Below are 12,594 nucleotides of genomic sequence, written 5' to 3'. Positions count from 1 at the left end.
GGGCCGCTGGTAGTGTAGGGGGCTGTGTCTCTTGCCCTCTCAGCGCGAGGCACATCCCAAGAAATCACCTGGCACGGGACCCGGGGTTCTGTTGTGGAATCCTCCTGGCCCCGCGCCTGAACCTGAAAAGGCTCATTCGTGGCGAACATCAAGTCCCAGATCAAGCGGATCAAGACCAACGAGAAGGCGCGGCTGCGCAACAAGGCCGTCAAGTCCTCCCTGAAGACCGCGATCCGCAAGGCCCGCGAGGCCGCTGCCGCGGGTGACGTCGAGAAGGCCACCGAGCTGCAGCGCGCCGCGGCGCGTGCGCTGGACAAGGCCGTCTCGAAGGGCGTCATCCACAAGAACCAGGCCGCCAACAAGAAGTCGGCGCTGGCTTCCAAGGTCACGTCCCTCCAGGGCTGAGCACCTCTTTTGATCTGACGGGTCCCCGGTAGGGGCCCACTTCGCCGGAGGGGCTCAGAGCGGGCCCTCTCTCATCCGCTCCCGTCCGGCACCCCGAGCCTGTTCGCGGCCTGCGTTCGCCACGCGGGAACGGGCTCACCGCTTCATCCGACGGCCCCGCCGCCACGCCCTTCCCCAGGGCGGGCGACGGGGCCGTTCGGCATGCGCGCGCCTCACGTCCAGAACTCGTTGCCCCTGTCGATGTCCGCGACGCACTCGTCGAGATCCGTGATCTTGTCTCCGACGATGCGGAAGACGATGCCTCCGCGGTCCTCGAGATGCTTGTCGCCCCGGTCCGCGGTGACTCGGTGCACCGAAACGGCGTGCCCGCGGCCGTCGACGAACACGTCCTGCAGCTCGACCCGGAACGATCCGCCCGTCTCCTCGTACAGGCGCCGGTAGTACCCGTCGAGTATCGAGTCGGCCCCCTTGTGGTCCCCCGAGAGGGGGTGCGAGCCGGGCACGTGGTGCGTACAGTCCCCGGTCATCATGCCGCGCAGGGTCTCCATGTCCCCGCTCTGGAACGCCTCGTAGCCCCTGCGGACCAACGCCGCGTGCGGGTGTTCAGCCATGGCGATCGCCACCTTTCCGTCGTCGGCGATGTGGCTGATACGGCCGATTCTCCTCCGCCGGATGGAGGTGCGCGCGGCGCCGTGTCTTACAGGGAGCCCGGCCCCGAGGCGCCCTTGCGCGTGGCCTCGCGGAGGCGGGCAGGGGGCGCGGCGAGGGGGCAGCCGGGCGCGTGGTCTGTGGAAGGTGGCCTGCGCGGCTCTCCGTGCCGTCCGCCCAGGAGAGAGAAGCCTGCGTGGCTATCGGGCACCCGCCGGGGGGAGCGTGCGTGGCTGACGAAGTCCTCCGCCGGAGGGGCGGCCCCGCGCGGCTAGCCGCGGCCTCGGGAGCGGGCCGCTCTGGCGATGGTCACCACGGCTTTCTCCAGCGCGTACTCGGGGTCGTCGCCGCCGCCCTTGACGCCCGCGTCCGCCTCGGCCACCGCGCGCAGCGCGACGGCGACCCCGTCCGGCGTCCAGCCTCGCATCTGCTGGCGCACCCGGTCGATCTTCCACGGCGGCATGCCCAGCTCACGGGCCAGGTCGGCGGGGCGTCCGCCGCGCGCGGAGGACAGCTTGCCGATCGCCCGGACCCCCTGCGCCAGCGCACTGGTGATCATCACCGGCGCGACACCCGTGGCCAGCGACCACCGCAGCGCCTCCAGCGCCTCGGCCGCCCGCCCCTCCACGGCCCGGTCGGCGACGGTGAAGCTGGAGGCCTCGGCCCGGCCGGTGTAGTACCGGCCGACGACGGCCTCGTCGATCGTCCCCTCCACGTCGGCCACCAGCTGCGACACGGCGGACGCCAGCTCCCGCAGATCGCTGCCGATCGCGTCGACGAGCGCCTGGCACGCCTCGGGCGTGGCCGAGCGCCCCACGGCCCGGAACTCCTGCCGCACGAAGGCCAGCCGGTCGGCCGGCTTCGTCATCTTCGGGCAGGCGACCTCCCGCGCCCCCACCTTGCGCGCGGCGTCCAGCAGCCCCTTGCCCTTGGCACCGCCGGCGTGCAGCAGCACCAGCGTGATCTCCTCGGCGGGCGCCGACAGATACGCCTTGACGTCCTTGACGGTGTCGGCCGACAGATCCTGCGCGTTGCGTACGACCACGACCTTGCGCTCGGCGAAGAGCGAGGGGGAGGTCAACTCGGCGAGCGTGCCCGGCTGCAACTGGTCCGGGCTCAGGTCCCGCACGTCCGTGTCGGCGTCGGAGGCCTTGGCGGCGGCCACCACCTCCTGCACGGCGCGGTCGAGCAGGAGGTCCTCCTGGCCCACGGCGAGCGTCACGGGGGCGAGAGGGTCGTCATTCGCAGTCTTCCTGGCCATCGCGACAAGCATGGCACGGCGCACTGACAACGGGGGTCACGGCCGTTCCATGACGGCGGCGGCGATCAGCCGGCCGCCTGACGGCTCAGGGCTCCTCCCGCCACCCGTCCCACTCCCCCGCGAACGCGTCCAGCTCCCCGGGGTCGAGCCGCTCGTGCTCGTCGCGCAGCACCACCAGCCACTGCGCGTCCTCCGCGTCGTCCTCCCCCGCCAGCGCGTCCCGGACGAGCCGCGGCTCCTCGTCGATCCCGAACCGCTCCCCGAGCGCCTCCGCCGCCTCCTGGGCCGCGTCACGGTCGGGCAGCACCAGCACATGTCTCACATCGCTCACGTGCCCATTTTCCGGCAGCCGGGGCGGAAGCCGGACGGCGGGGCCGCGGCGACGGACCCCCATACAGACGGACACCCTAGGCGTGCACCCCGACGGCTTCCTCGTTATGCACCCCGACGGCTTCCTCGGGATGCACCCCGGCGGTTTCCCCGGGTTTCAGCAGTCCCCCTTGCCCTCCCGCACCACCGGCACGACGCCCAACTCGATCCCGAACAGCTCCCGATACGCCCCCAGCACCCCGGCATCCCCCTCCAGCTCCCGCTCCCGCCGTGCTCCGTCGGCCGCGGTCGTGGTCAGCCGCCGCCCGCTGAGCGTCACGCGCCCGCCGTCGTCGGTGAGCCGGGAACACACCAGCGACTGCACGAAGTGCGACCGCGGGGAGGTGCTGTGCCACCAGGCCCCGGTCACGAAGTCACCGAGCACCCGGGGCCGCGCCTCCAGCCGGTACTGCGGGCGCCCGTCCCGCAGCACGTCCAGGTCGGCCGCCCCGCCCGCCCCCTCGGCGCCTCCGCGCACCCCGGCCGCGTCGGGCCCCGCCTCCGCGATCCGGAACACCCCGCCGGGATCCGGCTGCTCGCCCCGCTCGCCGAACCGCAGCGGAAGGTGACTGTGCGCCCCGAACCCGACGTCGGCCAGCCAGTCGCCGCCGTCCGCCGTGCGCACCCGCAGCGCCAGATGGTCGTAGGGGATGCCGGTCCGCTCGCCGTCCCCGTACACCCGCGCCGCGAGCAGCGTCACCTCGAACCCGAGCACCGCCAGCAACGCCCCGAAAGCACCGTTGAGTTCGTAACAGAAGCCTCCCCTCTTCGCCCCCACGACCTTGTCCACCAGCCGCTTCTCCTCCAGCACGATCTCCTCCCCGAGGTGGATCGAGAGGTTCTCGAAGGGCACGGTGCGCAGATGCCGCAGGTGCAGTTCCCTCAGGGCGTCGTCGGTGGGCCGGGCCGGGAACCGGGCGCCCAGTCGGCGGAGATAGGCATCGGCCTGTGCGGAGTCCATGCCCTCAGTCTGGCGCCACCCGCAGCCCCCCGTCCGCCCCCGAGCCACCCGGACCCGCCGACCCGAGCACGGCCAGCGACCCGTCCCGGTCGGTCCGCAGCACCGTCGCTCCCCGTGCCCGCAGCGCGTGGACGGTCACCGGAGCGGGATGCCCGTACGGGTTGTCCGCACCCACGGACACCAACGCCAGCCGCGGAGCCGCCATCCGTATCAGCTCCGGGTCCTGGTACGCGGAGCCGTGGTGGGCCACCTTCAGCACGTCCACACCCCGCAGCGACGCGGCGGCCGGCGACCGTGCCAGCGCCTGCTGCGCGGGCGGTTCGAGATCGCCCAGCATCAGCACCCGCAGTCCCGCCGTCCGCACGAGCAGGGTGACGCTGGCGTCGTTCGGACCGTCCACCGCCGGTGACGGACCGGGCCGCGGCCACAACACCTGCCAGGACAGCCCGCCGACCCGTCGCTCCTCCCCCGCCGCGGCCCGGGTGAGCGGAATGTGCCGCGCGGACGCCTCCCTTCGGACGAACCGCACCTGGTCCGCGGGCTGTTCCAGAGCGGTCGTCTCGATCGCCCCCACCGCCCGGCCACGCAACACTCCGGGCAGCCCGGCGACGTGGTCGGCGTGGAAGTGCGTGAGCACGACGAGCGGAATCCGGGTGATGCCCAGGGTGCGCAGGCACCGGTCCACACGGCGAGGCTCGGGTCCGGCGTCCACGACCACCGCACGGCCCTCGCCCGCCGCGAACACGGTCGCGTCGCCCTGCCCCACATCGCACATCACCAGCCGCCAGCCCGGTGGCGGCCAGCCCGTGACGAGCCGGGTCAGCGGCGCCGGCTGCACCACGAACAGCAGGAGCAGCACCCCGCACGCCCCGCACAGCCAGGGGTGACGCAGCAGCCTCCGCCCGGCGAGCACCGCGAGCACGATGACCAGCGCGAGCAGCAGCGCCCCCGTCCAGCTGCCCGGCCAGTCCACGCCCCCACCGGGCAGGGCCGCTCCCGTCCGCGCCACACCGGCGATCCACTCGGCCGGCCAACTCGCGCACCACGCCAGCGCCTTGGCCACCGGCATCGCGAGCGGGGCGGTCGTCAACGCGGCGAAACCGAGCACCGTCGCCGGTGCGACCGCGACCTCCGCGAGCAGGTTGCAGACCACCCCGACCAGGCTCACTCGCGCGGACAGCACCGCCACGACCGGCGCGCACAGCGCCTGGGCGGCACCCGCGGTGGCCAGCGCCTCGGCCACCCGCGGCGGCACCCGGCGCCGCCGCAGCGCGGCACTCCACCGGGGCGCGATCGTGAGCAGGGCACCGGTGGCCAGCACGGAGAGCAGGAAGCCGTAACTGCGGGCGAGCCACGGGTCGTACAGGACGAGCAGCAGTACCGCCGTCGCGAGCGCCGGGATCAGCGTTCTGCGGCGTCCGGTCGCCAGCGCGAGCAGCCCGACGGATCCACAGGCCGCCGCCCGCAGGACGCTCGGGTCCGGCCGGCACACCACCACGAAGGCGAGGGTCACCCCCGCGCCCAGCAGGGCCGTCGCCCGCAGGGGAAGTCCGAGGCGGGGTGCCAGGCCCCGGCGTTCGGCCCGCTGGGCCAGGCCGGGTGGGCCGAGGAGCAGCGCAAGGAGGATGGTGAAGTTCGCACCGGACACGGCCAGGGTGTGGGTGAGGTCGGTCTCCTTGAACGCCTCGTCCAGGTCCGGCGTGATCCGTGAGGTGTCCCCCACGACCAGCCCGGGCAGCAGGGCCCGCGCGTCGCCCGGCAGGCTGTCGGTCGCCTTGCGCAGCCCGGTCCGCAACCGCCCCGCCAGCCGCTGGGGCCCCGACGGCTGACCGACCACCCGCGGTTTCCCGGGGTCCCGCACCCGCAGCACGGCGGCGACCCGATCCCCGCTGAGGAGGGACGGAGCGAGCCGACCGCTCACCCGTAGCGTGGTGCTCGGCAGCAGTTCCAGCCACGGGGAGTCGGCGGGGCCGGGCCCGCCCCTGCTCCCCGCGTCCACGATCAGCAGCACGGGCGCCCGTGTCCCCACCCGCCGCCCACCGCTCTTCTCCACCGCCCGCACCTCCGCCTCGATCACCAGGGAGGGCGAGGTGACATGGTCGCCTCGCACCCGGGGCCGGGTGAGGCGCGCGTCGGAGGTGATCTCCACGTCGGCGGTCACCGTCACGTACTGCCGGGCCAGCACCGGCACCGGTCCCCTGCGCAGATCCGCGCCGTGCAGCCCGGCGGAGGCCGCGGCGGCCGCGGCGCACAGGAGGACGGCGGCGAGGGTCACACCGATCCCCGCGCGCCCCTTGGGCCACGGCACCGGCCCCCGCTGCCGTGGGACGCTCGGCGCACCGGCCCCGCCTCGCCCGACCGCCAGCAGGGCGAAGCCGATGGCCAGGCAGGCGGCCGTCACGCCCACGACCACCCACGGCGGTGCGTCCAGCGTCACGGCTGCCGTCGCCCATGCCGCCAGCGCCGGCGGCACCAGCCGGAGGTCAACCGGCCCCTCCTGCCGGGGATGGGCGTCCCCGAGCCGGTTACCGGACGCGGCGTGCACCGGGTTACGGAGGGTCTCGGCGGGACTTTCCCCAGCCGTCCGCCGCTCCCCGGCGGCACCTTCCTCAGCAGTCCGCCGCTCCTCGGCGGGACTCTCCTGCGCCGCCCTCCGCACCCCGGCGGGTACTTCCTCCGCCGCCCTGCGCTGCCCCTCGTGCCGAACACGCGGCCCGGCGCTCACGGCCGCACCAGTTCCCGCAGGTCGGCGAAGCGGCGGTCGCCGATGCCGTTGACCTCGCGCAGTTCGTCCACCGACCGGAAACCGCCGTGCCGGGTGCGGTAGTCGATGATGTGCTGCGCCAGGACGGGACCCACCCCCGGCAGGGCGTCGAGCTGGTCCACCGTGGCGGTGGTGAGCGAGACGGGAGCCGCGGGGGCACCCCCGGCCATGGCTCCCGCCGAGCCACCGCCCCCACCGGCCCCGCTGCCCGCGCTGCCCCCGCCACTCGCGCCGGTCCCGGCGGCGGGCGGGGGTCCGCCGACGACCACCTGTTCCCCGTCGATCAGGAAGCGGGCGCGGTTGAGGCCCTGGGTGTCGGCGCCGGGTCGCATCCCGCCGGCCGCGCGGAGCGCGTCGACGACACGGGAACCGGCCGGCAGGCGGTGGATGCCGGGTTTGCGGACCTTGCCGCTGACGTCCACCACGATCTCGGGCCCGGCGGTCACGGCGGGGCGGGGCGGGTCCGCGCGGACGTCTGTCGTGGCCGGCTCCACGGCCTGGGGGGCTGCCGCGCGCACCACTTCGGGCGCGCTCACGGTCTCCGTGCGGCCCGTCCAGAAGTGCTGCGCCGCGAGAACGGCCGCCACGAGGAGCAGCACGCCGAGCGCGAGCACGCTGCGGCGTTCCAGACCGCACCGGGTCTGCACCCACACCGGCATCCGCTCGCGCAGCGCCGGCCCGATCCCCGTCCACCGACGCCCGCCCCGCTGCTCCGGCGCCGGCGGCTCGGTCCGGACCGGGTCCGCGTCCGCGTCCGGCGCCCTCGCCACACCGGGCGTGGGTGGCGCCGCGCCCGACTCCGGTCCGGCGCCAGTGTGTTGGGCGAAGAGGATCTGTGCACGCCGGCGCAGTTCGTCCGCCGACACGTGCCGCGTGTGGTGGCGGACGCGGCCGGCCGGGCGCCGTTCACGCAGGCGGCCGTCGGAGGCCGGGCCCCGGCCGGGACCGCTGGTCGCATGAGCTGGACGGGTGCGTTCTCGAAGTGCCATGCGACGAGCATCGGCCAGAACGCCGATACGCGATGATCTTGCTTGTATTCCGTGGACGGCCACCGAGTTGTGGATATCCGGGCCACTCACACGGGTGAGTCACGGCGGCAAGACAGGTGATCCCCCGCGGCAAGACGGGTAATTCGCCGCGGCAAAACGGGTGCTTCACCTCGGCGAGACCACGACCCCCAGCAGGCCCGGCCCCGTGTGCGCGCCGATGACCGCGCCGACTTCGCTCACATGAAGGTCGGCCAGCCCCGGCACCCGCGCCCGCAGCCGCTCCGCGAGCGCCGACGCCCGGTCGGCGGCGGCGAGATGGTGGACGGCGACATCGACCGCCGCGCCGCCCGCCCGTTCGGCGACGATCTCCTCCAGACGCGCGATCGCCTTGGACGCCGTGCGCACCTTCTCCAGCGGCTCGATCCGGCCGCCTTCCAGTTGCAGCAGCGGCTTCACCGCGAGCGCGGAGCCCAGCAGGGCCTGCGCGGTCCCGATCCGCCCGCCCCGGCGCAGGTAGTCGAGGGTGTCGACGTAGAAGTAGGCGGCCGTGCCCGCGGCCCGCTTCTCCGCGGCCGTGACGGCCTCGTCCACGGTGCCGCCGCTCTCCGCCGTCTCGGCGGCGGTGACCGCGCAGAAACCGAGTGCCATCGCGACCATGCCGGTGTCCACGACCCGCACGGGTACGGGAGCCTCACGCGCGGCGCAGACGGCCGCGTCGTAGGTGCCGGACAGTTCGCCGGACAGGTGCAGGGAGACGATGCCGGTGGCGCCCGACGCGGCGACCTTGCGGTAGGTCTCGGCGAACAGCTGCGGGCTGGGGCGCGAGGTCGTGACGGACCGTCGCTTCTGCAGGGCCTGGACGAGCGAGCGGGTCGAGATCTCGGTGCCCTCGTCGAGGGCCCGGCCGCCGAGCACCACCGTCAGCGGCACCGAGGTGATGCCGTGCCGCTCCCTCATCCGGGGCGGCAGGTAGGCCGTGGAATCGGTGACGATCGCGACATGGCGGGACATGAGCTGGAGGTTACCTGCCGTGGCGCGCGGGCGGCAGTCCGGGCCCTTGCACCTGGGAATGCCTTGACCGAATCAGGTCGTGCTCTCCGGGCGCGGCCTCTTCTGCCAGGGGTAGGACGGGCGCGCGGCCGCCGGCGGGGTGATGGCACGCCGCGCCCGCTCCTCGGAGGTTCGGGCCTCGGGGGTCTCGGGCCAGGTCTGCCGGTGGTCCGTGCCGGCGGCGGGGGTCTCGGGCCAGGTGGCCGGCGGCGGGGTCGTCGGCTCGGTCATCGGCTCGGTCGTCGTCCAGTGCCGCAGGGCGCCCGTCTCCACGTCGATCTGGGCGCTGAGCGCGTCGAGGTCGTCGTCGGCGAGGTGGCCGGCGCGGTCGCGGACCGCCCAGCGCAGGGAGTCCGCGGAGTGCACGATGCGCTCGGTGCGCTCGCGCAGCCGGGGCAGCCGCTCGGCGAGGGTGGCCCGGTCCGGCTCGGACTCCAGGCGCCTGAGGTCGCCGTCCAGCTCGCGCCCGTGCACGCTGAGCCGCTCGAACAGGCCCAGGGACTCCTTCAGCGACTCGTCCTCGGCCACGCCCGCGTGCAGCGCGTCCTGCGTGGCGCGCATCGAGGTGCGCAGCTTCAGCCTGAGCTCGGCGATCTCACCGGCGGGGCCCGGCCGACCGAAGGACTTGGCCCGCAGGGTGTGGTCCTCGACCGTGCGGCGGGCCTGGGTGATCGTGCGGTCCACGCCCCGCTTGGCGGCACCGATCGCCTTCGTGGCGGCGTACGCGCCCAAGGCCACGAAGAGCACGAAAAGCAGGGCGAAGACTGCGATCACTGCTTCCACGACGCTCCTCCTCCAGCCCGCTGCGGCACGCTGCGCGCCACTCCTCCACGGTAAACGCACCGGGCAGGCCCGGAGTTCCGGAAGAACCCCGAACCTGCCCGCAGACAACCCCGCCGAACCCTTAGGGGTCCAGTCCGGGTGCGTCACGCCGGGACGATGTTCACCAGCTTCGGCGCGCGCACGATCACCTTGCGGATGCCGGCGCCGTCCAGCGCCGCGACGACCTTCTCGTCGGCCAGCGCCACCTTCTCCAGCTCCTCCTCGGAGATGGCCGGCGGCACCTCCAGGCGGGCCTTGACCTTGCCCTTGATCTGGACGACGCAGGTCACGGTCTCGTCCACGACGTACGCCGGGTCGGCGACCGGGAAGTCCCGGTGGACGACGGAGTCGGTGTGGCCCAGCCGGCGCCACAGCTCCTCGGCGATGTGCGGGGCCAGCGGCGCGATCAGCAGCACCAGCGCCTCGGCGACGCTCCGCGGCACCGGCCGGCCCGCCTTGGTCAGGTGGTTGTTCAGCTCGGTGACCTTGGCGATGGCGGTGTTGAACCGCATCCCCTCGAAGTCCTGGCGCACGCCGTCGATCGCCTTGTGCAGGGCGCGCAGCGTCTCCTCGTCGGGCTCGGCGTCGACGACGGTGACCTCGCCGGTGGTCTCGTCGACGATGTTGCGCCACAGCCGCTGCAGCAGACGGAACTGGCCGACCACCGCGCGCGTGTCCCACGGCCGCGAGACGTCCAGCGGGCCCATCGCCATCTCGTACAGGCGCAGCGTGTCCGCGCCGTACTCGGCGCAGATCTCGTCCGGCGTCACCGCGTTCTTCAGGGACTTGCCCATCTTGCCCAGCAGGCGGCTGACCTTCTCGCCCTGGTAGTAGTAGGCGCCGTCGCGCTCCTCCACCTCGGCGGCGGGCACCGCGATGCCACGGCTGTCGCGGTAGACGTAGGCCTGGATCATGCCCTGGTTGAACAGCTTGTGGAACGGCTCGCGCGACGAGACGTGACCCAGGTCGTACAGCACCTTCGACCAGAAGCGCGCGTACAGCAGGTGCAGCACCGCGTGCTCGGCGCCGCCGACGTACAGGTCGACACCGCCGTGCGGCTTGCCCTCGCGCGGGCCCATCCAGTACTGCTCGATCTCCGGGTCGACCAGCCGCTCGCTGTTGTGCGGGTCGAGGTAGCGCAGCTCGTACCAGCAGGAACCGGCCCAGTTGGGCATGGTGTTGGTCTCGCGGCGGTACTTCTTCGGCCCGTCGCCCAGGTCCAGGGTGACGTTGACCCAGTCCTCGTTGCGCGACAGCGGCGTCTCGGGCTGGGTGTCGGCGTCGTCCGGGTCGAAGGTGCGCGGGCTGTAGTCCTCGACCTCGGGCAGCTCCAGCGGCAGCATCGACTCGGGCAGCGCGTGCGCGATGCCGTCCTCGTCGTAGACGATCGGGAAGGGCTCGCCCCAGTAGCGCTGGCGGCTGAACAGCCAGTCGCGCAGGCGGAAGTTGACGGTGCCCTCGCCGATGCCGCGGGACTCCAGCCACTCGGTGATGCGCGCCTTGGCCTCGGCGACGCCCAGGCCGTCCAGCGTCACGCCCTCACCGGCGGAGTTGACGATCTTCGCGTCGTACGACACGAAGGCGTCGTCCCACGCGGCGGTGTCCTCGCCCCGGCCGTCGGTCGGCGCGACGACGCAGCGGATCGGCAGCTCGAAGGCGCGCGCGAAGGCGAAGTCACGGCTGTCGTGTGCCGGGACGGCCATGATGGCGCCGGTGCCGTAGCCCATCAGGACGTAGTCGGCGATGAAGACGGGGACCTGCTCGCCGTTGACCGGGTTGGTGGCGTAGGCGCCGATGAAGACGCCGGTCTTGTCCTTGGCCTCGGCCTGCCGCTCGACGTCGGACTTGGCGGCGGCCTGCGCGCGGTAGGCGGCGACGGCCTCGGCGGGCGTGGCGTGACCGCCGGTCCACACGTCGTGGGTGCCCTCGGGCCAGGCGTCCGGGGTGAACTTCTCCACCAGCGGGTGCTCGGGCGCCAGCACCATGTAGGTGGCGCCGAACAGGGTGTCGGGGCGGGTGGTGAAGACGGTGATCTTCTCGCCGTCGATGGGGAACTCGACGCGGGCGCCCTCGGAGCGGCCGATCCAGTTGCGCTGCTGCAGCTTGATCGCCTCGGGCCAGTCCAGCGCGTCCAGGTCCTCCAGCAGCCGGTCGGCGTAGGCGGTGATGCGCATGTTCCACTGGCGCAGCTTGGCCTTGAAGACGGGGAAGTTGCCGCGCTCGGAGCGGCCCTCGGCGGTGACCTCCTCGTTGGCCAGGACGGTGCCCAGGCCGGGGCACCAGTTCACCGGCGCGTCGGAGGCGTAGGCCAGCCGGAACTCGCCCAGGACGTCGGCCTTCTCGGCGGCGCTCAGCTCGCTCCACGCGCGCGTGTGGCCCGGGACGGGGCGCTCACCGGACTCGAGCTGCGCGACCAGCTCGGAGATCGGGCGGGCCTTCTTCGCCTCGTGGTCGTACCAGGAGTTGAAGATCTGCAGGAAGATCCACTGGGTCCACTTGTAGTAGTCCGGGTCGATCGTGGCGAACGACCGGCGCTTGTCGTGGCCCAGACCCAGCCGGCGCAGCTGGGCCTTCATGTTCTCCATGTTGGCCTCGGTGGACACGCGCGGGTGCGTGCCGGTCTGCACGGCGTACTGCTCGGCGGGCAGGCCGAAGGCGTCGAAGCCCAGGGTGTGCAGGACGTTGTGGCCGGTCATCCGCTGGAAGCGGGCGAAGACGTCGGTGGCGATGTAGCCCAGCGGGTGGCCGACGTGCAGACCCGCACCGGAGGGGTACGGGAACATGTCCATGATGAACTTCTCGGGCCGGGCGGCGGTCTGCGCGTCTCCCGCCAGGTCGCCCTTGGGGTTGGCCGCGGCGTAGGTGCCGTCCGCGTCCCAGAAGTCCTGCCAGCGTGCCTCGATCTCGGCGGCCGTCGCGGCCGTGTAGCGGTGCGGCGCGGCCGCCTCCGAAGAGGCGGCGGGGTTCGTCTCGCTCATGATCCTCAAAGCTCCATCGATCGTCTCTGCCAGCGGCTTCCTCATCCGGAAACGAAAAATCCCCTCGCACAGGAGGGGACGCCGCGCCGATTCCAACCCCGTTCTCACCGGCGGTCGGGACTGATCAGCGCGGCTCGCTAAGCAGAAGGCGTACGGCACGCATGGCGCCAGGGTACCGCACCCCTTGAGCAAGCTGCGACGCGCTTCCGTACGACTGGGAGAACAACGACACACACGGATCGAAGGCCAAAGATTACCCGGCGTAACAGCAACTAAGGGACATCACCACAAGCTCATTGTCATTTGATAACAGCGCAATAACTCAAACCTCGTACTCGCCGGTATGG

General features: G+C 73.0%; 10 protein-coding genes. 1 reads left to right on the top strand and 9 read right to left on the bottom strand.

What is annotated here, in order from left to right:
- Positions 1–138 precede the first annotated feature (138 nt).
- Positions 139–405: a 30S ribosomal protein S20 gene (rpsT, locus tag ACF1GV_RS02100; RefSeq protein ID WP_225100940.1), complete on the top strand. Its 267-nt coding sequence runs from the start codon at positions 139–141 to the stop codon at positions 403–405.
- A 212-nt stretch (positions 406–617) separates the two neighbouring features.
- Here rpsT and ACF1GV_RS02095 read toward each other — a convergent pair whose 3' ends face one another.
- The 9 genes from ACF1GV_RS02095 to leuS form a co-directional block, all read right to left on the bottom strand.
- Positions 618–1,016 carry a nuclear transport factor 2 family protein gene (locus tag ACF1GV_RS02095; protein WP_391676977.1) on the bottom strand — a complete coding sequence of 133 codons (399 nt, stop codon included), beginning with the start codon at positions 1,014–1,016 and terminating at the stop codon, positions 618–620.
- A gap of 308 nt (positions 1,017–1,324) precedes the next feature.
- A complete protein-coding gene (gene holA / locus ACF1GV_RS02090) occupies positions 1,325–2,314 on the bottom strand; it encodes a DNA polymerase III subunit delta (protein ID WP_391676976.1) in 990 nt (329 codons plus the stop codon).
- Positions 2,315–2,399: 85 nt separating this feature from the next.
- Entirely contained in the window at positions 2,400–2,645 is a 246-nt protein-coding gene (locus tag ACF1GV_RS02085; RefSeq protein WP_363264703.1) for a hypothetical protein, read from the bottom strand.
- A 156-nt stretch (positions 2,646–2,801) separates the two neighbouring features.
- Positions 2,802–3,644 carry an arylamine N-acetyltransferase gene (locus tag ACF1GV_RS02080; protein WP_391676973.1) on the bottom strand — a complete coding sequence of 281 codons (843 nt, stop codon included), beginning with the start codon at positions 3,642–3,644 and terminating at the stop codon, positions 2,802–2,804.
- A 4-nt stretch (positions 3,645–3,648) separates the two neighbouring features.
- On the bottom strand, positions 3,649–6,189 hold the full coding sequence (locus ACF1GV_RS02075) for a ComEC/Rec2 family competence protein (RefSeq protein WP_391676972.1): 2,541 nt from the start codon (positions 6,187–6,189) through the stop codon (positions 3,649–3,651).
- Positions 6,190–6,365: 176 nt separating this feature from the next.
- Positions 6,366–7,397, bottom strand: coding sequence for a helix-hairpin-helix domain-containing protein (locus ACF1GV_RS02070; RefSeq protein WP_391676970.1), 1,032 nt, complete (start codon positions 7,395–7,397; stop codon positions 6,366–6,368).
- Positions 7,398–7,562: 165 nt separating this feature from the next.
- The gene (locus ACF1GV_RS02065; RefSeq protein ID WP_391676968.1) at positions 7,563–8,408 is read right to left on the bottom strand and encodes a DegV family protein; all 846 of its coding nucleotides are present in this window, start codon (positions 8,406–8,408) and stop codon (positions 7,563–7,565) included.
- Positions 8,409–8,480: 72 nt separating this feature from the next.
- Positions 8,481–9,230 (bottom strand): hypothetical protein, encoded by a 750-nt coding sequence (locus ACF1GV_RS02060; RefSeq protein WP_391676966.1) that lies wholly within the window; start codon positions 9,228–9,230, stop codon positions 8,481–8,483.
- 143 nt (positions 9,231–9,373) lie between these two features.
- Positions 9,374–12,247 carry a leucine--tRNA ligase gene (gene leuS, locus ACF1GV_RS02055; protein ID WP_391676964.1) on the bottom strand — a complete coding sequence of 958 codons (2,874 nt, stop codon included), beginning with the start codon at positions 12,245–12,247 and terminating at the stop codon, positions 9,374–9,376.
- Between the last annotated feature and the right edge of the window lie 347 nt (positions 12,248–12,594).

Origin of the sequence: Streptomyces sp. NPDC014006, assembly GCF_043088925.1 — a bacterium.
Classification (GTDB): Bacteria; Actinomycetota; Actinomycetes; order Streptomycetales; family Streptomycetaceae; genus Streptomyces.
This window is presented reverse-complemented; position numbering and strand designations above follow the sequence as displayed.

Excerpts from the sequence above, each read along its gene's own strand:
- ACF1GV_RS02095 (WP_391676977.1), bottom strand. The coding sequence starts at position 1,016 with ATGGCTGAACACCCGCACGCGGCGTTGGTCCGCAGGGGCTACGAGGCG.
- holA (WP_391676976.1), bottom strand. The coding sequence starts at position 2,314 with ATGGCCAGGAAGACTGCGAATGACGACCCTCTCGCCCCCGTGACGCTC.
- ACF1GV_RS02080 (WP_391676973.1), bottom strand. The coding sequence starts at position 3,644 with ATGGACTCCGCACAGGCCGATGCCTATCTCCGCCGACTGGGCGCCCGG.
- ACF1GV_RS02070 (WP_391676970.1), bottom strand. The coding sequence starts at position 7,397 with ATGGCACTTCGAGAACGCACCCGTCCAGCTCATGCGACCAGCGGTCCC.
- ACF1GV_RS02065 (WP_391676968.1), bottom strand. The coding sequence starts at position 8,408 with ATGTCCCGCCATGTCGCGATCGTCACCGATTCCACGGCCTACCTGCCG.
- leuS (WP_391676964.1), bottom strand. The coding sequence starts at position 12,247 with ATGAGCGAGACGAACCCCGCCGCCTCTTCGGAGGCGGCCGCGCCGCAC.